This window comes from Streptomyces sp. NPDC015345 (genome assembly GCF_043078805.1).
GTDB lineage: Bacteria > Actinomycetota > Actinomycetes > Streptomycetales > Streptomycetaceae > Streptomyces.
The window spans coordinates 27,108-46,173 of sequence record NZ_JBIBTX010000009.1; the positions used below are offsets into that span (position 1 = coordinate 27,108).

The 19,066-nt window shown below is 71.2% G+C and carries 20 protein-coding genes and 1 riboswitch; of the genes, 11 read left to right on the top strand and 9 right to left on the bottom strand.

What is annotated here, in order from left to right; translation table 11 throughout:
- Positions 1-251 precede the first annotated feature (251 nt).
- The 4 genes from ACF062_RS31510 to ACF062_RS31525 all read left to right on the top strand — a co-directional run bounded on the left by ACF062_RS31510 (position 252) and on the right by ACF062_RS31525 (position 3,782).
- Positions 252-755 carry an ATP-binding protein gene (locus tag ACF062_RS31510; RefSeq protein ID WP_392143045.1) on the top strand — a complete coding sequence of 168 codons (504 nt, stop codon included), beginning with the start codon at positions 252-254 and terminating at the stop codon, positions 753-755.
- A gap of 391 nt (positions 756-1,146) precedes the next feature.
- Positions 1,147-1,947: a polysaccharide deacetylase family protein gene (locus ACF062_RS31515; RefSeq protein WP_392143046.1), complete on the top strand. Its 801-nt coding sequence runs from the start codon at positions 1,147-1,149 to the stop codon at positions 1,945-1,947.
- The gene (locus tag ACF062_RS31520; protein WP_392143047.1) at positions 1,947-3,134 is read left to right on the top strand and encodes a YncE family protein; all 1,188 of its coding nucleotides are present in this window, start codon (positions 1,947-1,949) and stop codon (positions 3,132-3,134) included. The genes ACF062_RS31515 and ACF062_RS31520 overlap by 1 nt, the downstream gene beginning before the upstream one ends.
- A gap of 96 nt (positions 3,135-3,230) precedes the next feature.
- A complete protein-coding gene (locus tag ACF062_RS31525; protein ID WP_392143048.1) occupies positions 3,231-3,782 on the top strand; it encodes a glycoside hydrolase family 25 protein in 552 nt (183 codons plus the stop codon).
- A 196-nt stretch (positions 3,783-3,978) separates the two neighbouring features.
- Here ACF062_RS31525 and ACF062_RS31530 read toward each other — a convergent pair whose 3' ends face one another.
- From ACF062_RS31530 to ACF062_RS31540, 3 genes are all read right to left on the bottom strand, one after another.
- Positions 3,979-4,638: an NADPH-dependent F420 reductase gene (locus tag ACF062_RS31530; RefSeq protein ID WP_392143049.1), complete on the bottom strand. Its 660-nt coding sequence runs from the start codon at positions 4,636-4,638 to the stop codon at positions 3,979-3,981.
- A gap of 63 nt (positions 4,639-4,701) precedes the next feature.
- Positions 4,702-5,190: an ABA4-like family protein gene (locus ACF062_RS31535; protein WP_392143050.1), complete on the bottom strand. Its 489-nt coding sequence runs from the start codon at positions 5,188-5,190 to the stop codon at positions 4,702-4,704.
- Positions 5,187-6,158, bottom strand: coding sequence for a hypothetical protein (locus tag ACF062_RS31540; protein WP_392143051.1), 972 nt, complete (start codon positions 6,156-6,158; stop codon positions 5,187-5,189). The genes ACF062_RS31535 and ACF062_RS31540 overlap by 4 nt, the downstream gene beginning before the upstream one ends.
- 245 nt (positions 6,159-6,403) lie before the next feature.
- On the opposite strand from ACF062_RS31540, the gene ACF062_RS31545 reads away from it, so the two are divergent.
- Entirely contained in the window at positions 6,404-7,039 is a 636-nt protein-coding gene (locus tag ACF062_RS31545; RefSeq protein WP_392143052.1) for a MerR family transcriptional regulator, read from the top strand.
- 45 nt (positions 7,040-7,084) lie between these two features.
- On the opposite strand, the gene ACF062_RS31550 is transcribed toward ACF062_RS31545, so the two are convergent.
- Positions 7,085-7,777, bottom strand: coding sequence for an FCD domain-containing protein (locus ACF062_RS31550; protein ID WP_320589879.1), 693 nt, complete (start codon positions 7,775-7,777; stop codon positions 7,085-7,087).
- A 270-nt stretch (positions 7,778-8,047) separates the two neighbouring features.
- Here ACF062_RS31550 and leuA point away from each other — a divergent pair, with 270 nt between their 5' ends.
- Both leuA and ACF062_RS31560 read left to right on the top strand, forming a co-directional pair.
- Complete coding sequence (gene leuA / locus ACF062_RS31555) at positions 8,048-9,751, top strand: 2-isopropylmalate synthase (protein WP_392143249.1); 1,704 nt, start codon at positions 8,048-8,050, stop codon at positions 9,749-9,751.
- On the top strand, positions 9,748-10,572 hold the full coding sequence (locus ACF062_RS31560) for an ABC transporter ATP-binding protein (RefSeq protein WP_392143053.1): 825 nt from the start codon (positions 9,748-9,750) through the stop codon (positions 10,570-10,572). The genes leuA and ACF062_RS31560 overlap by 4 nt, the downstream gene beginning before the upstream one ends.
- Before the next feature lie 73 nt (positions 10,573-10,645).
- Here the strand turns inward: ACF062_RS31560 and ACF062_RS31565 are convergent, their stop codons facing one another.
- Positions 10,646-10,858, bottom strand: coding sequence for an EF-hand domain-containing protein (locus ACF062_RS31565; protein ID WP_392143054.1), 213 nt, complete (start codon positions 10,856-10,858; stop codon positions 10,646-10,648).
- Between the two features lie 81 nt (positions 10,859-10,939).
- Between ACF062_RS31565 and ACF062_RS31570 the strand changes: the two genes are divergently transcribed.
- The gene (locus tag ACF062_RS31570) at positions 10,940-11,641 is read left to right on the top strand and encodes a GNAT family N-acetyltransferase (RefSeq protein ID WP_392143055.1); all 702 of its coding nucleotides are present in this window, start codon (positions 10,940-10,942) and stop codon (positions 11,639-11,641) included.
- On the opposite strand, the gene ACF062_RS31575 is transcribed toward ACF062_RS31570, so the two are convergent.
- From ACF062_RS31575 to gcvT, 4 genes are all read right to left on the bottom strand, one after another.
- Positions 11,628-13,028: an L-serine ammonia-lyase gene (locus tag ACF062_RS31575; protein WP_392143056.1), complete on the bottom strand. Its 1,401-nt coding sequence runs from the start codon at positions 13,026-13,028 to the stop codon at positions 11,628-11,630. The two genes, ACF062_RS31570 and ACF062_RS31575, sit on opposite strands and share 14 nt — an antisense overlap.
- A 163-nt stretch (positions 13,029-13,191) precedes the next feature.
- A complete protein-coding gene (glyA, locus tag ACF062_RS31580; RefSeq protein ID WP_392143057.1) occupies positions 13,192-14,454 on the bottom strand; it encodes a serine hydroxymethyltransferase in 1,263 nt (420 codons plus the stop codon).
- An 11-nt stretch (positions 14,455-14,465) separates the two neighbouring features.
- The gene (gcvH, locus tag ACF062_RS31585; RefSeq protein WP_223776893.1) at positions 14,466-14,843 is read right to left on the bottom strand and encodes a glycine cleavage system protein GcvH; all 378 of its coding nucleotides are present in this window, start codon (positions 14,841-14,843) and stop codon (positions 14,466-14,468) included.
- Positions 14,844-14,922: 79 nt separating this feature from the next.
- Positions 14,923-16,047: a glycine cleavage system aminomethyltransferase GcvT gene (gcvT, locus tag ACF062_RS31590; RefSeq protein ID WP_392143058.1), complete on the bottom strand. Its 1,125-nt coding sequence runs from the start codon at positions 16,045-16,047 to the stop codon at positions 14,923-14,925.
- Between the two features lie 151 nt (positions 16,048-16,198).
- Positions 16,199-16,302, bottom strand: a riboswitch (glycine riboswitch).
- Between the two features lie 132 nt (positions 16,303-16,434).
- Between gcvT and ACF062_RS31595 the strand changes: the two genes are divergently transcribed.
- From ACF062_RS31595 to ACF062_RS31605, 3 genes are all read left to right on the top strand, one after another.
- The gene (locus ACF062_RS31595) at positions 16,435-17,124 is read left to right on the top strand and encodes an AAA family ATPase (RefSeq protein ID WP_392143250.1); all 690 of its coding nucleotides are present in this window, start codon (positions 16,435-16,437) and stop codon (positions 17,122-17,124) included.
- Positions 17,125-17,185: 61 nt separating this feature from the next.
- Positions 17,186-17,965, top strand: coding sequence for an enhanced serine sensitivity protein SseB (locus ACF062_RS31600; RefSeq protein WP_392143059.1), 780 nt, complete (start codon positions 17,186-17,188; stop codon positions 17,963-17,965).
- Between the two features lie 169 nt (positions 17,966-18,134).
- Complete coding sequence (locus tag ACF062_RS31605) at positions 18,135-18,947, top strand: enhanced serine sensitivity protein SseB C-terminal domain-containing protein (RefSeq protein WP_392143060.1); 813 nt, start codon at positions 18,135-18,137, stop codon at positions 18,945-18,947.
- The last annotated feature ends 119 nt before the right edge of the window (positions 18,948-19,066 follow it).

The following is a 19,066-nucleotide window of genomic DNA, read 5'->3' on the forward strand; positions in this document are numbered from 1 at the left end:
GGGCCGACGTCAGCCGGGGCCGTCCCCCGAAGGAGCGGTTTACGACCGGCTTAACGCAACCTTAAGTCTGCCCCGCGCCCGGTGCGCCGCACTTGCCCGTGAGCGGGAGGACGCCGCAGGTCAGGCTCGATTTTTCGAGGGCTTTCTGCCACTGGCATATGTCTATCCGGCCCCCCGGAACGCTTGGTTCCGGGGGGCTTATTCCGTCGGAAGGGCCCCGGAGGCCCCGCTGGGCGGCCATGATGGGGGGCATGGCGGGGCTGGATGGTTTCGAACGGCCGCGGCGGCACGGGAGTGCGACCGCGGCACGCTGGTCGCCGGCGGCAGAGGACGAACACGCGCTGAAAGCGCTGGAGTTGTTCGGCAATCCGACGGAAGCGGAGGTGCGGCTGCCGTCGCGCCCGGAGTCCGCCGCCATCGCGCGCCGGCTCGCCCAGGTCGTCGTCCTGCGCACCTGGCGGCTCTCCCCGAAGCTCACCGAGGACGTCGTCCTGCTCGTCTCCGAGCTCGTCGGGAACGCCGTGCGGCACACCGGCGCCCGCGTCTTCGGCCTGCGCATGGAGAAGCGGCGCGGCTGGATCCGCGTCGAAATCCGCGACCCCTCGCGCGGACTGCCCTGTCTGATGCCGGTCCATGAGATGGACCTGAGCGGCCGCGGCCTCTTCCTCGTCGACAAGCTCTCCGACCGCTGGGGCGTGGACCTGCTGCCGCGCGGCAAGACGTCCTGGTTCGAGATGCGGGTCAGCGACCGCTGAGGGGCAAAGCGCGCGGGTACGCGAAAGCCCCCGTCGGCCGCGGTCGGGCACGGTGGGGGCTTTCGAGAAGCGCCGTGGACGTATGGGGTGTGTTCCACGGACGCCGTGACGACCTGAGCCCGGGTCAATGGGGGTCGTGTCCCCGACTATGGCAGACGGGCGTCACTGATCCAAAAGTACTTCTCGCTGCATATTCGGGCAAACCGTGACAGTTTAGATGTGAATCATTGGTGAGATGGGACACCTGCCTGGTAAACGCTGGTTAAGCGCTGCCTGTGACAGGCGATACGCAAGGACTGGGGAGCGGGCGTCGCCCTCCGGCTCTCGACCCGCAAGAGGAATGAAGCGGGCAATAAGCGCCTTTCCCCGTCTTTCCCCATTAAATGGTCGCGTGATCGAGACCGACCGCCGCAGAGTCCTGCGCGCGGGCGCCCGCCTTGCCGCCGCGAGCGCGCTCACCGCCGGGTGCGCCGCGACCGGCGGTGCCCCCGCCCGCGACCGCCCGCCCGCGTCCGGGACCCCCGGCCCGTCCCCGACCAGGGCCCCCCGCCCGGCCCCGGCGGCCGCCCCCGCGCCCCGCCGCTTCCCCGGCCGTCCCGTCCAGATCACCCACGGCGCCCGCACCCGGGCCGAGGTCGCGCTCACCTTCCACGGCCACGGCGACCCCGCCACCGCGAAGGCGCTGCTCACCGAGGCGGAGAAGGCGGGCGCCCGCGTCACCGTGCTCGCCGTCGGCACCTGGCTCGACGAACACCCCGGCCTCGCCCGCCGCGTCCTCGACGGCGGCCACGACCTCGGCAACCACACCCTGCGCCACCTCGACATCAACGGCATGCCCGAGGCCGACGCCTACGCCGAGATCACCGGCTGCGCGGACCGCCTGCGCCGCCTCACCGGCTCCATCGGCACCTGGTTCCGCCCCTCGCGCACCCGGACGGCGACCCCCCTCGTCGAACGCCTCGCCCGCCGCGCCGGCTACCCGCACGTCCTGTCGTACGACGTCGACTCCCTCGACCACACCTCACCGGGCGCCCCGGCCATCACCCGCACGATCGCCGCCGGGGTCCGCGCGGGATCCGTGGTGAGCCTCCACTTCGGGTACGCGGACACGGTCGCCGCGCTCCCCGACGTCCTGCAAGAACTGGAACGCCGCGGCCTGCGCGCGGTGACGACCACGGAGCTGCTGACCTGATGCCCCCCACGAAACTCGACCTGACCAAGCGCACCGCCGCGCTGCTCGCCACGGGCGCGGTGCTCGCCGCACTCGCCGGCTGCGGCACCGACCAGCGGTCCGACGAGGCCCTCGGCACCAAGGGCGCCCGCGAGCCCGCCAAGCCCAAGGTGGTCCCCGGCCTGCCCGGCATGCCGCCGGTCCTCGACCCGAAGGACGCGTACGCCGCCGACCGCCCGAACGCCCTGGCACCTGTGGCGAAGAAGTTCCTGTCGCGCGTCTACGTCCCGAACACCGAGTCCGACACCATCTCGGTCATCGACCCCAAGAAGTTCAAGGTCGTCAAGACCATCAAGGTCGGCGACCAGCCGCAGCACGTCGTCCCCTCCTGGGACATGAAGACGCTCTGGGTCAACAACGACCTCGGCGACAGCCTCACCGCCATCGACCCGGTGACCGGCAAGACCGGCCGCACCGTCGACGTCTCCGACCCGTACAACCTCTACTTCACGCCGAACGGCAAGTACGCCGTCGTCATGGCCTCCATGGACCGCGAACTCGTCTTCCGCGACCCCAAGACCATGAACCGCGTCAAGACGGTCCCCGTCAGCTGCGCCGGCGTCAACCACGCCGACTTCTCCATGGACGGGCGCTACTTCATCGTCTCCTGTGAGTTCTCCGGAGAACTCCTCAAGGTCGACACGGAGAAGATGAAGATCGTCGGCCAGCAGAAGCTCCCCCTCAAGGGCGCCATGCCGCAGGACGTGAAGATGTCCCCCGACGGCAAGAAGTTCTACATCGCCGACATGATGGCGCACGGCATGTGGGTCCTCGACGGGAAGAAGTTCACGACGCCGAAGCTGCTGCGCACCGGCAAGGGCTGCCACGGCCTGTACGTCAGCCGCGACTCCAAGGAGATGTACATCTCCAACCGCGGCGAGGGCTCCATCTCCGTCTTCGACTTCCCGAAGAACAGGCTCACCAAGAAGTGGAAGCTCCCGCAGGGCGGCAGTCCCGACATGGGCGGTGTCTCGGCGGACGGCAACACCCTGTGGCTGTCCGGCCGTTACGACGACGAGGTGTACGCCATCGACACCCGCACCGGAGTCCAGCTGGCCCGCATCCCCGTGGGCAGCGGCCCGCACGGTCTGGCCGTCTATCCGCAGCCCGGCCGGTATTCACTCGGACACACCGGCATCTTCCGTTGACAAATTGACGGTTGATGGTTCATGGACGCCACCACCGGGCACAAAAGGGGCAGTTCACAAACCCCCCCACGGTACCGCCCCTCCTGGAGGCCGCCCATGCTGCGTGGCATCGATGTCAGCTCCTACCAGTCGACGTTCAACACCGACGGCCTCTCCTTCGTCATCATCAAGGCGACGGAGGGCCGCTCGTACGTCAACCCGAGACTGGCCGCCCAGACGAAGCTGGCCCGCGACGGCGGCTGCGTCGTCGGCTACTACCACTTCCTGTGGCCGGGGAACATCGCGGACCAGGCCAAGTACTTCGTGGGCAAGGCCCCCGAGAAGGCGGGGGACCTGCTCGCGGTGGACTGGGAGTGGACGGGGGACCACACGGCTGCCTCCAACGCGGAGAAGGACCGCTTCATCCGCGAGGTGAAGCGGCTGCGCCCGAACCACAGGGTCCTGCTGTACTGCAACCGCGATTTCTGGCTGAACCGGGACAGCACGTCCTACGCGGGCGACGGCCTGTGGATCGCCGACTACGTCAGCGCGGGCAAGCCCCGCATCAAGGCGAAGTGGAAGTTCCACCAGTACACGTCCACGCCGCTGGACAAGAACGTGGCCCGCTTCGAGAGCGAGGACGCTCTGCGGGAGTGGGCCACGCCCTAGGGCCTGTCTGACAATTCCCGCCTGCCTCGCGACGCCATGCACGCACTCTCGCCGCACCGGGCGCAGAGCCAAGTACATCCAGTACGAGGCCCTACGCCCGGCACGCCGAGAGCACGCACCTGACGCCGCGAGGCCGCCCTCCGGGCGACGACGCGAATTGTCAGACACGCCCTAGCTGCCTCCCTGGGCATCGGTGTCAGGCGAGCCACTCGGCCGTGCGCTCCGGGGAGGCCGCTTCGAGGGCCTTGCGGATCTCCTCGACGCCACCGACGTTGCCGTACACGGGAGTTCCGGGCTGCTGGCGCCAGGACTCGTCCTGGCCGCCGTTGTCGACGGTGTCGAAGCCGAGCTCGTCGAGAAGCTCGCGTACGACCTTCTTGGCGGCCTCGTCGTCACCGGACACCGGCAGGGCGACCCGGTCGGGGGCGCCCTTGGGGCGCGGCTTGTCGAGGATGTCGGCGGCGTACGTTCCGTTGAACGCCTTGATGACGGGGTGGCCGATCTGCCGCTCCGTCCAGCGGCTCTCGGTCAGGCCCTCCTCGATCTCGGCGATCCTGCCGTCGCGCTGCTGCGGGTAGTAGTTGCCGGTGTCGATGACGGCGACGTCATCGGCCGCCCCGTCGAGGAAGCCCTTGGGCAGGTCGGGCACGGCCTTGAGCGGGACCGTCACGACGACGACCCGCGCGCCGCGCGCGGCCTCCTCGACGGGGACTGGCTTCGCGCCGGTCTCCTCGGCGAGAGCGCTCAGGGTGTGCGGGCCACGGGAGTTGGCGACGGAGACGTCGTGGCCGAGAGCCGTGAGGCGGCGGGTGAGGTTGCCGCCGATGTTGCCCGCGCCGATGATGCCGATCTTCATGACTGCCCCTTTGGTGTGTCACTCAGGCGACTGAGTCACTGTCGTGGATGAATCGTGGATGGATCACTGTCGTAGGTGGATCGCTGTCGTAACGGAGGTAACCTCCGGATCCGGCGGGCTATTCCGGACCGCGTGTCGCCGGGTGAGCGCCGTACGCAGCGCGAGGAACAGCAGCAGGCCGAACGGCGAGAGCAGGATCGTCAGGACGAGCAGCGGCCCGGTCACCACCGGATGCACGCCGAGCCTGCGCGACTCGCGGTACATCCACTGCCCGAGCAGCAGGTCCCAGGCGATGACCTGCGCCCAGATCGCCCCGGCCCCGTTGGCCCGCGCCGTCAGCTCGCGGAAGCCGTCGATGTCGGGGCTGCTGACGGCGGACCACAGCTCGGGCATGACCGGGAGCGCCATGGCGAGGTGGACGACGAGGATCGGGACGACGGTCAGGGGCGACGCGGCCAGGCGGGCGGTCGGCCCCCAGCCGGGTGCGAAGACCATGAGCAGCCAGACCGGGGCGGCCAGCCAGAACGACAGCTCGAAGAGGAATCCGGTCATGACGCGACCTCGGCGTCCTTCTGAAGGGGCTGGGCGGGCTGGGTGTGCTGGAGGGGCTGGGCGGGTTCCGTGCGGTGCGGTGACCGGCCGGCGGTGACACGGCCGGGCGGCCCGGCCGGGGCCCGCAGCGCCGCGTACGCCCCCACGGCCGTGGCGCAGGTGATCAGACCCGCCGCCGTCAGGGTCGCGCCGTCCGGGTGGAGCAGCGGCTGACCGCGCAGCGCCTGCCAGGTGACCAGGCCGAAGAGTGCCGCGTACGCTGCCGAGCCCACCAGGACCAGCCGCAGCCGCACCCGTGCGTCGGCGAGGCGGGCGACGCGCGGCGCGAGCACCGTCAGTGCCATGACGAGCAGCGGTAGCAGTTGCAGCGCGTGCATGCCGAAGAAGTGCGGGATGCGCAGGTCGCCGCCGGTCGTCGACCAGCCGGTCAGCGGCATCGAGGGCCCGCCGTCCGGGACGCCCACGCTGTGCGCGCCGACCACCGGGGACTCGCCGCGCCGCTGACCGGCCGCGGGCCGCGTCATCAGGAAGCCGACGGCGGCTCCGGCCAGCGCGATGGTGATGCCGCAGCGCATCGCCCAGGCGGAGGCCCGGTCGGCGATCCGGGCGCGCAGGAGCAGGGCCGCGATGACGACTGTGCCGAGCCAGAGGATGACGACGGTGACGGCCATCGCGTTGAACAGCGTCTCGTCGAAGGGGGTCTGGTGGTTGAAGTGGCTGCGTTTCCCGCGCACCACCTGCCCGGTGATGATCAGCATTTCGATGGTGCTGGTCGCCGCGACCACCGTGCCCGCCCACCATCCCGCGCGCCGCCCGCGGTCGAGCAGCGACAGCATCCAGGCGAGCGACAGCCCGTACGCGACGAACGAGAGCGAGAACTTGAACGGCTTGGCCCAGATCCGGGCGCCCGTGAGAACCCGGTCGTCGACCACGAGCCCCACCGCGGAGACGAGGGCCAAGGCGACCATGGAGGCCGAGAACAGTACGAGTGGTCGGTGCCATGAATGCCATAAGGGCGTGCGGACGGGCATGGGAGATCCCCCTGGTCTGTGGTCCGTGGTGTCTGGCTCTACGACGAATAGATAGTGGTGCTATCTGCTATCTGATAGCGCCACTATCTATGATGGGTCGGAGGTTGGCAAGGGAATCCGATGAACAGGAGCGGGAACGGGCCGTGCGCATTGGCGAGTTGAGTCGCAGAACCGGCGTTCCGGTGCCGACGATCAAGTACTACGTCCGGGAAGGCCTGCTGTCGCCGGGTGAACTGTCCAGCCCCAACCAGGCGCACTACGACGAGACGCACGAGCGCAGGCTGCGGCTGATCCGCGCGCTGCTGGAGGTCGGCGGGCTGAAGGTGGCCGCCATCTCGGAGGTGCTCGGCGCCGTGGACGACCCGAGCCGCCCCCTGCACAAGGTCCTCGGCGCGGCGGCGGACCGGCTCGGCGGCGAGGGCGTCGCCGACGACGACGCCGAGGCGGACGCCGCGAACGCAGTCGTCGAGGCGCTGATCGCGCGGCGCGGCTGGCGTACGCACGAGTCGAACCCGGCGGCGGCGGACCTGTCACGGGCGCTGGCCGCCATGGCCCGGCTCGGCCACGGGGCGTTCCCGGAACTGCTGGACGAGTACGCCGACGCCGCGGAACTCGTCGCCCGAGCCGACCTCGGTTACGTGGACCGGCGGGTCGCGGTCGAGGACCGGGTGGAGAGCGTGGTGATCGGTACGGTCCTCGGCGAGGCGGTGTTCAACGCGATGCGCAGGCTGGCGCATGTGGATGCTTCGGTGCGGTTGTACGGGGCCGGGGCGGAGGAGGGGCCGGGGGAGTCGGGGGAGCCGGAGGGGTCGAGCTGACGCAGGGCGGGGCGGCGCGGCGGGTGTGGGGCCGCGCGGCGCCGCTCAGTCCTGCGCGAGCAACAGCCGCAGCGTCGCCTGGAGTTCCGTCTGCGCCACCCGCGCCGCCCCTTCGGCGTCCATCGACTCGACGGCACGCACCAGTTCGGCGTGCGAGGCGTCGCCATGGTCCGCCTCCTCGCTGCGTACGTCGATGAGTTCGAGGAGGTCGATCAGGCCTTGCCGCAGCGCGGGCATGAACTCCGCGAACAGGTCGGTCAGCACCGGATTGCGCGCCGCCGCCACGACCGCCGCGTGCAGGGCGATGTCGGCGTCGACGAACGCCGCGTCCCCCTCGGCCGCCGCCGCCCTGCGCCCCTCCAGCGCGGCCCGCATCGCCGCGATGTCCTCGTCGGTGCGCCGCAACGCCGCCAGCCGGGCCGCCTGCACCTCCACCAGCATCCGCACCTCGTACACGTCGGTGACCGCCGCCCGCCGCAGCCGGGTCGGCCAGTCCGCGACGGGTTCCGTGGCGATGACGAAGACGCCGGCGCCCTGCCGCGCCCGCACGAGCCCCGCCCCGGCGAGCGCGCGCAGGGCCTCGCGGAGGGTGGAGCGGCCGACGCCGAGCTCCTTGGCGAGCGTCGTCTCGCCCGGCAGTCTGGTCCCGACGGGCCAGTCGCCGCCGGTGATCTGCTCGCGCAGCCGGGCGGCGGCCTGCTCGACGAGGGGGCTGGGGCGGACGGAGTCGAGGGGCATCGGGGGCCTTTTCGGTGGCGTGCTTGTCTGTGGAGTACTTGTCTGAGGAGTACTTGTCTGAGGACCTGAGGTGTGACTACTGTATCGCCATGATCTTCCGCGGTCTTCTCCTTCTCGGCTGCCGCGGCGGGGCCTGAAGCGACCGGCACCCCGCCGCGGGGTGCCGTGCTGCCGGTCTCCCGACCGAGCCCCGCCAGGAGCAGACCCGCCGTGACCACGCCTCCCGTCACTTCACCCACGTACGACTGGAACCCGCAGCGCCCGGGGCCCATGCCGTACCACCGCTACCGTCCCTACCAGGAGCGGGTGAACGTCCCTGACCCGCACCGGAGTTGGCCGGACGCGCGCATCGAGCGCGCGCCCCTGTGGGTGCCCGTCGATCTGCGCGACGGCAATCAGGCGCTCGCCGAGCCGATGGACACCGGCCGCAAGCGGCGCTTCTTCGATCTGCTCGTCTCGATGGGGTTCAAGGAGATCGAGGTCGGCTATCCGTCGGCCAGCAGGACCGACTTCGACTTCGTCCGCCACCTCGCTCGGCGCGGCGGCGACGACGCGCTGCCCGACGACGTGACCGTCGTCGTCTTCACGCCCGCCAAACCCGAGCTGATCGACCGTACCTTCGAGTCGATCGAGGGACTGCCGCGCGCCGTCGTCCACCTGTACATCCCCACCTCGCCCGTCTGGCGTGACGTGGTCCTCGGGCGGTCGCGCGCCGAGGTGTACGACGTCGTCGAGGAGGCCGCAGCCCACATGGCGCGGCTCGCCGACGCGCGGCCGCACGCCGACATCCGTTTCCAGTTCGCCCCGGAGACGTTCAACCTCACCGAGCCCGACTACGTCCTCGAAGTCTGCGACGGCCTGACCGAGCTGTGGGACGCGAGCCCCGACCGGCCCGTCACGCACAACCTGCCGGCGACCGTCGAGATCGCCACTCCGAACGTGTACGCGGACCAGATCGAGTACATGCACCGGCATCTCGCGCGCCGCGACTGCGTCATCCTCTCCGTCCATCCGCACAACGACCGCGGCACGGGCGTCGCCTGCGCCGAACTCGCCGTACTGGCGGGCGCCCAGCGCGTCGAAGGCTGCCTCTTCGGCAACGGCGAGCGGACCGGCAACGTCGACCTGGTCACACTCGCCCTCAACCTCTACGCCCAGGGCGTCGACCCGATGATCGACTTCTCCGACATCGACGCCGTGCGCGATGTCGTCGAGTACTGCAACCGCCTGCCCGTGCACCCCCGCCACCCCTACGCCGGTGACCTCGTCCACACCGCGTTCTCCGGCACCCACCAGGACGCCATCAGCAAGGGGTTCGCCCATCACGCGCGGCGCGCCGCCGAGTCGGGGCTCCCGGAGCGCGAGGCGCCGTGGGACGTCCCGTATCTGCCCATCGACCCCGCCGACATCGGCCGCACCTATGAGGCCGTCATCCGCGTCAACTCCCAGTCGGGCAAGGGCGGCATGGCGTATCTGCTCCAGACCCGGCACGGTCTCGACCTGCCGCGGGGCATGCGCCCCGACTTCTCGCGCGTGGTGCAGGAGGCCACCGACGACAGCGGTCAGGAGGCGACGGCGAAGGAGCTGTACGAGCTGTTCCGCGCGACGTACGTGGCGCCCGGGCTGGAAGGCGAGGTCGCCCTCTGCTCCTGGACCACCGACCGGGCCCCGGACGGCGCGCACCGCTTCGTCTGCACCCTCCAAGTGGGCGACCGGACAGGGGACTTCGAGGGCGTCGGCAACGGGCCGCTGTCCGCCTTCGCCGACGCCCTCGCCGCCGCCGGGATCACCGTCGACATCCTCGACTACGCCGAACACGCGGTGGGGGAGGGCGGCGCCGTCGAAGCCGCCGCGTACGCGCGGTGCCGGGTCGGGGACGCCGTTTGCTGGGGCGCGGGCCTGGACACCTCGGTGCTGACCGCGTCCGTACAGGCCGTCCTCGCCGCCGTGAACCGGGCGGGGGCGGCACGGTGACCCGGGAGACCTCACCGGCCCCCGGGTCCGCGGAGACCGTCCCGCCCGTCCTGCACGCCGACGCCGTCACCGTCGTCCGCGACGGCCGCGCCATCCTCGAAGACGTCACCCTCACCGTCCGTCCCGGAGAGCACTGGGCGCTGCTCGGCGCCAACGGCGCGGGCAAGTCGACCCTGCTCGGCCTCTGCGGCGCCGTCGCCCACCCCACGCGCGGCACGGTCGAGGTGCTCGGCCGCCGACTGGGCAGCGTCGACCTGCGCGACCTGCGGGCGTACGTCGGTCATGTGAACCCGCGCCATCCGCTGCGCTCCCCGCTGCCGGTCCGTGACGTCGTCCTCACCGGGCTGACCAACAGCGTGGAGCCGGTACCACGTTGGCGTCCGACGCCCGAGCAGGAGGAGCGGGCCGACCACCTGATCGCCCTGCTCGGCCTCGCGCACCGCGCCGACGCCCGCTGGCCCACGCTCTCCCAGGGCGAACGCGGCCGCACCCTGATCGCGCGGTCCCTGATGCCGAGCCCGCGCCTCGTCCTGCTCGACGAACCCGCCACCGGCCTCGACCTCGCCGGACGGGAACGCCTGCTCGACAGCCTGGACACCCTGCGCGCGACCCACCCGGAGCTGGCCACGGTCCTGGTCACGCACCATCTGGAGGAACTGCCCGCCGGCACGACCCACGCGCTGCTCCTGCGCGACGGGGCCGCGCTCGCCTCCGGCACCGTGGACGACGTACTGACCGGTGACTGGATCAGCAAGTGCTTCGACCACCCCGTGCGCCTGGAGCGCACGGAGGGGCGCTGGAGTGTACGTACGCACCGCTGAGCGGCATCACGGAGGGGCCCGGCGCCACCCACGCGCCGGGCCCCTCCGCTCCACCCGAGAAAACGACGGGCGGCTACTTGTTCAGGCTCGCCCAGAACTCGTCGAACGACAGCCGCTTGTCCGCGTTACTGTCCTTCGTGCCGATGACGGCCTCGGCCACCGTCTCGGTCATGTAGAAGTCGCCCATCTTGGCCATGGCGCTCTTCCACTCGGCCGCCGTGATGAAGCCGTCGCCGTCCGCGTCGAACTGGTCGAACGTCTTGCGCGCTTCGTCGATGTCCGCCACCGGATCCACCCCTTCTTGGTGCACTACTGACGGGGGTCAGGGTATCCGCCGCCCCACCGCCGGATCACAAGGAGTACACCCATGGCCAGCGCCTCTCGTGCCTCTCGCGCCTCTGCCGAGCTCGGGACGATCCTGGAGGCCGCCGCACGCGGTACGTTCCCGCCGCCGGACGGCGCGATCACCGTCGTGCCGCAGCCCGGCCACCGCGACGCGGGGGTGATCGCCTTCACGGCGCACTCCGTCGTCTTCACCGACGAGGACCCCGCCTGGGTGCGGGCCACGCTCGCCGCCCTCGACTGCGACCCGCTCGCGGCCGCCATGAACGCGCGCTTCCACGCCGCCTTGACGGACCGGACGGGCCGTACGACGGACACCATCGACCTGCTGACCGCGGCCACCGCCCGGCCGGGCACCCCCGACCCGCGCCTCGAACTGCGCGAGCTGGACGACCCGGACCACCCACGCGTCGCCCGCGCCCGCGAGCACCGCGACGACGTACGCGTATGGACGTCCGCGGGCGGCGGCGTCCTGATCACCGGCCGGGGCGTCGCGGGCCGCTGGGAGACGGCGGTCGAGGTCGAGGAGGACGCACGCCACCGAGGCCTCGGCCGCGCCCTGGCCGGCGCGGCACGCCATCTCGTCCCGGACGGCGACGTGGTGTGGGCGCAGCAGGCCCCGGGCAACGCGCGCGCCGTGCGGGCCTTCCAGGCGGCGGGGTACCGGCCGGTGGGGTCGGAGGCGCTGTTCGTGCCACCGCGTCAGGGAGCCCTCAGCACTCGATGATGTTCACCGCGAGCCCGCCCCGCGCCGTCTCCTTGTACTTGACGCTCATGTCGGCGCCCGTCTCCTTCATGGTCTTGATGACCTTGTCGAGGGAGACCTTGTGGGAGCCGTCGCCCCGCATCGCCATCTTCGCCGCGGTCACGGCCTTCACGGCCGCCATGCCGTTGCGCTCGATGCACGGGATCTGGACGAGGCCGCCGACCGGGTCGCAGGTCAGGCCGAGGTTGTGCTCCATGCCGATCTCCGCGGCGTTCTCGACCTGCTCCGGGGAGCCGCCGAGGACCTCGGCGAGCGCGCCCGCCGCCATCGAGCAGGCGGAGCCGACCTCGCCCTGGCAGCCGACCTCGGCGCCGGAGATCGAGGCGTTCTCCTTGAAGAGCATGCCGATGGCGCCCGCGGCGAGCAGGAAGCGCACCACGGCGTCGTCCTTCTCCTCCTGGGAGGCGCCGCCGGGCACGAAGTTCATGTAGTAGTGCAGGACGGCAGGGATGATGCCCGCGGCGCCGTTGGTCGGGGCGGTCACGACGCGGCCGCCCGCGGCGTTCTCCTCGTTCACGGCCATGGCGTAGAGCGTGATCCACTCCATCGCGCGGGCCTGCGGGTCGCCCTCGGCGCGCAGCTGGCGGGCCGAGTTCGCGGCGCGGCGGCGGACCTTCAGGCCGCCCGGCAGGATGCCCTCGCGGGACATGCCGCGCGAGACGCAGGCCTGCATGGTGCGCCAGATGTCGAGGAGGCCCTCGCGGATCTCCTCCTCCGTGCGCCAGGCCTTCTCGTTCTCCAGCATCAGCGCGGAGATGGACAGGCCGGTCTCCTGGGCGAGGCGCAGCAGCTCGTCGCCGGTGCGGAAGGGGTACTTGAGGACGGTGTCGTCCGGCACGATCGGGTTCTCACCCTCCGCGCCCTCCTGCTCCAGCACGGTCTCGTCGACGATGAAGCCGCCGCCCACCGAGTAGTACGTCTTCTCCAGGACGAGGGCGCCCTCATGGTCGTACGCGAAGATCGTCATGCCGTTGGCGTGGTACGGCAGGGCCTTGCGGCGGTGCAGGATCAGGTCCTCGTCGAAGTCGAAGCCGATCTCGTGCATGCCGAGGAGGCTGAGGCGACCGCTGCTCTTGATCGCCTCGACCCGGGCGTCGGCACTCTCCACGTCCACCGTGCGCGGCGACTCGCCCTCCAGGCCGAGCAGCACGGCCTTCGGGGTGCCGTGGCCGTGGCCGGTGGCGCCGAGCGAGCCGAAGAGCTCGGCCCGTATGGCGGTGGTGTGGGCCATGAGGCCCTCGTTCTTGAGGCGGCTCGCGAACATGCGGGCGGCGCGCATCGGGCCGACCGTGTGGGAGCTGGACGGGCCGATGCCGATCGAGAACAGGTCGAAGACCGAGATGGCCACGGGGAACTCCAAAGACGAAAAGATCAAGAGGCGGACGTGGTGCGGGGCACCCTGCTCACTGTCCAGTGTGCGGGGTGCCCCGACCTTTCGTACGTACGAACAAAAGCGTACGAAGCTGTTCCGGTCTGAAGTGTACGAAAAAGCGTACGAAACTACTTCAGAACTACTTCAGGCCGGGGTACAGCGGGTGCTTGTCGGCCAGGGCCGTCACGCGGGCCTTGAGGGCGTCCGCGTCGAAGCCCGGCTTGAGAGCCTCGGCGATGATGTCGGCGACCTCGCGGAAGTCCTCCGCCTGGAAGCCGCGCGTGGCGAGCGCCGGGGTGCCGATCCGCAGGCCCGAGGTGACCATCGGGGGGCGCGGGTCGTTCGGGATCGCGTTGCGGTTGACCGTGATGCCGACCTCGTGGAGGCGGTCCTCGGCCTGCTGCCCGTCGAGCTCGGAGTTGCGCAGGTCCACCAGGACCAGGTGCACGTCCGTGCCGCCGGACAGGACGTCGACGCCGACGGCCTTCGCGTCGTCCTGGACGAGACGCTCGGCCAGGATGCGGGCACCGTCCAGGGTGCGCTGCTGGCGCTCCTTGAACTCCTCGCCCGCCGCGATCTTGAAGGAGACGGCCTTGGCCGCGATCACGTGCTCCAGCGGGCCGCCCTGGAAGCCGGGGAAGACCGCGGAGTTCAGCTTCTTCGCGAAGTCCTTGCTGCGGGCCAGGATGACGCCGCCGCGCGGGCCGCCCAGGGTCTTGTGCGTGGTGGAGGTCACCACGTCCGCGAACGGCACCGGGTTCGGGTGCAGCCCGGCGGCGACGAGACCGGCGAAGTGCGCCATGTCGACCCACAGGTACGCGCCGACCTCGTCCGCGATGCGGCGGAACTCGGCGAAGTCCAGGTGACGCGGGTACGCGGACCAGCCCGCGATGATCACCTTGGGGCTGTTCTCCTTGGCCAGGCGCTCGACCTCGGCCATGTCGACCAGGCCGGCCTCGTCGACGTGGTACGCGACCACGTTGAACTGCTTGCCGGAGAAGTTCAGGCGCATGCCGTGGGTGAGGTGCCCGCCGTGTGCCAGGTCCAGGCCGAGGATCGTGTCGCCGGGCTGGGCGAGCGCGAAGAGGGCGGCCTGGTTGGCGGAGGCGCCGGAGTGCGGCTGGACGTTGGCGTACTCGGCACCGAACAGGTCCTTGATCCGCTCGATCGCGAGCCGCTCGGTGACGTCGACATGCTCGCAGCCGCCGTAGTAGCGGCGGCCGGGGTAGCCCTCGGCGTACTTGTTGGTGAGGACCGTCCCCTGGGCCTCCATGACGGCGACCGGAGCGAAGTTCTCCGAGGCGATCATTTCCAGGGTGGACTGCTGGCGGTGGAGCTCGGCGTCGACGGCGGCGGCGACCTCCGGGTCCAGCTCGTGCAGAGGGGTGTTCAGAAGCGACATCGGGGAGATCCTTAGCTGCCGGAGAACTCGGTGTACTCGTCCGCGGAGAGCAGGTCCTTCGGCTCCTCCGTGGTGCGGACCTTGAAGAGCCAACCGCCCTCGAACGGCGCGGAGTTCACCAGCGACGGGTCGTCCACGACGTCCTGGTTGGCCTCGACGACCTCGCCGGTGACCGGGGAGTAGAGGTCGCTGACCGACTTGGTCGACTCCAGCTCGCCGCAGGTCTCGCCCGCGGTCACCGTGTCGCCGACCGCCGGAAGCTGCACGAAGACGACGTCACCGAGCGCGTTGGCCGCGTGCTCCGTGATGCCGACCGTCGACACGCCCTCCTGGGCGTCCGACAGCCACTCGTGCTCCTTGCTGTAACGCAGCTGCTGGGGGTTGCTCATGACCTGAATTCTCCTGTACGCGGGTGGGTGCTGCGGAACGGGAAAGATGTGCGGGGGGTCACTTGTGACGGTCGGGGCGTCACTTCTGGCGCTTGTAGAACGGCAGCGCCACGACCTCGTACGGCTCATGCGTACCGCGGATGTCCACGCCCACACCGGGGGTGCCGGGAGCGGCGTGCTCCGCGTCCACGTACGCCATCGCGATCGGCTTGCCCAGCGTCGGGGACGGGGCGCCGGAGGTGACCTCGCCGATGACCTTGCCGTCCGCGACCACGGAGAAGCCCGCGCGCGGGACGCGGCGGCCCTCGGCGATCAGGCCGACCAGCTTGCGAGGCGGGGCGGACTCGGCACGCTCGGCGGCGGCGGCCAGGGCCGCGCGGCCCACGAAGGAGTCCGACCGCGACGTCTTGTCGAACTTCACCACCCGGCCGAGGCCCGCGTCGAACGGCGTGAGCCCGGCGGTCAGCTCGTGCCCGTACAGCGGCATGCCCGCCTCCAGGCGCAGCGTGTCGCGGCAGGAGAGGCCCGCCGGGACCATGCCGACGGGGGTGCCGGCCTCCATGAGCGCGTTCCACAGCTTCTCGGCGTCACCGGGGGCGACGAACAGCTCGAAGCCGTCCTCGCCGGTGTAGCCCGTGCGGGCGATCAGCGCGGGGACGCCCGCGACGGTGCCGGGCAGGCCCGCGTAGTACTTCAGGCCGTCCAGGTCGGCGTCCGTGAGGGACTTCAGGATGCCGGGGGACTCGGGGCCCTGGACGGCGAGCAGCGCGTACGCGTCGCGGTCGTCGCGGACCTCGGCGTCGAAGCCGTCGGCGCGGGCGGTGAGGGTGTCAAGGACGACCTGTGCGTTGGAGGCGTTGGCCACCACCATGTACTCGGTCTCGCCCAGGCGGTAGACGATCAGGTCGTCCAGGATGCCGCCGTCCTCGGCGACGATCATGGTGTAGCGGGCGCGGCCGACACCGACGGAGCCGATGTTGCCGACCAGCGAGAAGTTCAGGAAGTCGACGGCCCCGGGGCCGGTGACGGTGATCTCGCCCATGTGGGAGAGGTCGAAGAGACCGGCCTTGGTGCGCACGGCGTTGTGCTCGTCGCGCTCGCTGGCGTACCGCAGCGGCATGTCCCAGCCCGCGAAGTCGGTCATGGTCGCGCCGAGCGCGCGATGCACGCCATCGAGGGCGGTCAGACGGGGGGCAGTGCTCATGAAGAAAACTCCCAGGGCATGACGGGCGAGGTCGATCCTCCCCATCTGTCATCGGAACCTGAGAGGTTCGCCGCGAGCGTCCCGGCATATGGGACGCACGGCTTGCACCTTGGGTGGGACCGACGGCTGCCGGCCCGCTTTTCAGATGTGCCTCGCCCGCGCGGTACGGGGCCTGAGAGATTCAAGGGAGGGACTTGCTCCTTCGGCGCCCCGAACCCATACATGCTGGTCCGGGAACTCTCCCGCGCGGATTCAAACGGCCGGTATGGAGTTGGCGCGCACATCATTGCACGCGACCGTGGCCAGGGGGGACGCGTGGTCGAGTAATCCTCTTGTGCCGCATTACCTTCTCTTTACACTTGCCGGGGAAAGCAGTACGTGACCGCTATGGGGAGGCCGATCACGGTGCGCAGCAGGACGAGTGTCTACGCCACTACCACGGGGGTGGCGCTGCCGAAGCAGGCTGCCGCCCCGCTCCGGGAGGGCTGCGGTCCGCTCCCCGTGGCCGTCGTCCGCGATCTGCGGCAGCGGGCCGGGCACAGCCCGCGCCGCCTCACCTTCGCCGAGGGCGACCTGGTCGTCGTCTCCGGGCTGCCCGGTGGCGGAAAGTCGACGCTGATGCGGCAGGCCGTCAGCGGCAACCGCGTCGACTCCCAGGACACCCGCGACCGCTGGGCGGCCCGCATGCCGCGGCTGCTGCCGTACGCGGTCTACCGCCCCGTGGTCCGCCTCGCGCACTACGCGGGCCTTCGCCGGATCCTGCGCTCCGGCGCCGGCGTCGTCGTGCACGACTGCGGCACCCAGGCGTGGGTGCGCCGCTGGCTCGCCCGGGAGGCCCTGCGGCGCGGCGGGACGCTGCATCTGCTGCTCCTCGACGTCCCCGCCGACACCGCGCTCCAGGGCCAGCGCGAGCGCGGCCGCGGCGTCTCGCGGTACGCCTTCGCCCGGCACCGCAGAGTGATCTCGCGGCTCGTGGCGGCCGCCGAGCGGGGCGACCTGCCGCGTGGCTGCGGCTCCGCGGTGCTGCTCGACCGCGCGGCGGCGCAGGTGCTGCGGGAGATCGCCTTCGACCGCTGAGGACCAGCGGCGTTAGGGTGCGAGCCGCAGGCAGAGCGGTCGCGAGCAGGGGTTGGGACAGATGGACTTTCCGGCGCAGGCACACGCCCATCCGTACGGCGGATGGCCGGGCAACGAACTGGAGCAGGTCCTCGCGGCCTCGCTCGGCGCCCCCGCCTCGGCGGGTGCCCGCATAGTCGAGGTGCTGGGCCGCAGCCGGCTCTGGATCCCGCTGCCCAACGGCGGCGGCCCGGAAAGTGGCACCCTCGACCTGCCGACCCTGGAGATCGACGGACAGGCGTACGTCCCCGTCTTCACCTCCGAGGAGCAGTTCCGCCAGGCGCTCGGCGGCGCGGCCGACCGCATGGGGTGCACGGTGGCGCCCGCCGTGGAGTTCGCGCGGGGCCTTCCGCCGCAGCTGGGCATCGTGCTGAACCCGGACGGCACCGTCGGCGTCCCCCTGCCGCCGCCCGCCGTGGCCGAGCTGTGCCGGGCCGGCCGCACCCCGCTGGACGGGCCCACCACCGGCGGCCGGGTCCGCCTCTTCGAGCCGGACTGGCAGGAGGACCCGGTGGACTTCCTGGCCGCCGCGGGCCGTGAATTCGAGGCGGCGGGCATCGTGCTCACCGCGCGCCGCTGCCTGGCCGCCATCGAGACGGACGATCCGACCCTCTTCGTCGGCGTCGAACTGGCCACCTGGGAGGGCGACGCCCGCGACCTCCCGATGCAGGCCCTCGGTCGCGCCCTGACCCTGGTCCCGGTCCCCTGGCCGGTCAACCTCGTCCTGCTCGACGTGGCCCAGGACCCGGTGGCGGACTGGCTCCGCGCGAAGGTGCGGCCGTTCTACCTCCGGGGGGCCTGAGTCGCGGGGCCCGAGTCCAAGGGGGTCGCGACGCTCGACGTCGCGTACGTCAAGTCCGGGCGGGGATCGACGCTTAAGCTGGTTCCAGGACCGGGTCCGTCAGGGCAGGGCAGGGCGGGTCCATGGGATTGATCGAGTCGTCGGGTTCGGCGTGAAGGGGCGGTTACGGGTGAGTGCGTCGGGCACGGCCGCGGGCGATGGGGTCTCCCCTGGCCGAGCACAGCCGAGACCGGGAGGACAGGTCGAGCAGCTGCTGCGCCAAGTGACGCCCGGGCGTTACGACGCGTACGAGGCACTGCTGCGCGCGCTCGCCGCCGAGCAGCTGTGGATGCTGCTCTGGCACGGCCAGGCCGGCTCCCCCGACGCCCAGTACGGGAACATGGAGGTCGAGGGCCTCGGCTACGCCCCCTGCGTGACCTCCGCCCAGGAGCTGTCCGCCAGCGGCTGGAACCGCTCTTACGAGGTCGTGCGCGGTATCGACGTCGCCCGCACCCTGTACCCGGACCACTACGGCCTGTGGCTCAATCCGCACGCCCCCGGCGGCGGCGTCGGCATCCCGTGGCTGGATCTGCGCCGTATCGCCTCGGGCCTCGACCTGCTGCCCGCGGGACCGCTCAGGCTGACCGAGCCGAACATCGAGATCCCCCAGTTCTACGCCCTGTTGACGCAGAACGCGCACCGCACCCCCGTCGTGCGCTCACTGCGCCGCGCCTGGGTGCAGCCCGCGCTCGGGGCGCCCTATCTGGCCATCGGCCTCGACGTGTACGACACGTCACCGCCGTCGGTCGACGCGGTGCGCACGATGATGCAGCAGTCCATCTCCGCCGTCCCCGAGGGCCTGCCCGTGTCGACGGTCGCGATGTCCGACGACCATGACCCGGTCGCCATGTGGCTGCGGGCCAGCGCCCGGCCGTTCTACGACCGCGAGGCCCAGGCCGCGCCCGCCCCGGCCGGCGGGTACGGCTACCCCGCGCGGTACTGAACAGCAACTGAACGGCACTGAACAGCGGGAACGGACACGATGACCGTTCTGATGGGGGTGGGGCCCTATAGGCTCCCGTGCCGCCTTGCGCCCCAACTGCCCCGTGTTCGCCCCTCGTT

Bases quoted from the DNA above. Each gene is read 5' to 3' on its own strand.
- ACF062_RS31510 (WP_392143045.1), top strand. From the start codon at position 252: ATGGCGGGGCTGGATGGTTTCGAACGGCCGCGGCGGCACGGGAGTGCG.
- ACF062_RS31520 (WP_392143047.1), top strand. From the start codon at position 1,947: ATGCCCCCCACGAAACTCGACCTGACCAAGCGCACCGCCGCGCTGCTC.
- ACF062_RS31525 (WP_392143048.1), top strand. From the start codon at position 3,231: ATGCTGCGTGGCATCGATGTCAGCTCCTACCAGTCGACGTTCAACACC.
- ACF062_RS31530 (WP_392143049.1), bottom strand. From the start codon at position 4,638: ATGAAGATCGGCATCATCGGCGCGGGCAACATCGGCGGCAACCTCACC.
- ACF062_RS31535 (WP_392143050.1), bottom strand. From the start codon at position 5,190: ATGACCGGATTCCTCTTCGAGCTGTCGTTCTGGCTGGCCGCCCCGGTC.
- ACF062_RS31540 (WP_392143051.1), bottom strand. From the start codon at position 6,158: ATGGTCGCCTTGGCCCTCGTCTCCGCGGTGGGGCTCGTGGTCGACGAC.
- ACF062_RS31550 (WP_320589879.1), bottom strand. From the start codon at position 7,777: ATGCCCCTCGACTCCGTCCGCCCCAGCCCCCTCGTCGAGCAGGCCGCC.
- leuA (WP_392143249.1), top strand. From the start codon at position 8,048: ATGCCGTACCACCGCTACCGTCCCTACCAGGAGCGGGTGAACGTCCCT.
- ACF062_RS31570 (WP_392143055.1), top strand. From the start codon at position 10,940: ATGGCCAGCGCCTCTCGTGCCTCTCGCGCCTCTGCCGAGCTCGGGACG.
- glyA (WP_392143057.1), bottom strand. From the start codon at position 14,454: ATGTCGCTTCTGAACACCCCTCTGCACGAGCTGGACCCGGAGGTCGCC.
- gcvH (WP_223776893.1), bottom strand. From the start codon at position 14,843: ATGAGCAACCCCCAGCAGCTGCGTTACAGCAAGGAGCACGAGTGGCTG.
- gcvT (WP_392143058.1), bottom strand. From the start codon at position 16,047: ATGAGCACTGCCCCCCGTCTGACCGCCCTCGATGGCGTGCATCGCGCG.
- ACF062_RS31595 (WP_392143250.1), top strand. From the start codon at position 16,435: ATGGGGAGGCCGATCACGGTGCGCAGCAGGACGAGTGTCTACGCCACT.
- ACF062_RS31600 (WP_392143059.1), top strand. From the start codon at position 17,186: ATGGACTTTCCGGCGCAGGCACACGCCCATCCGTACGGCGGATGGCCG.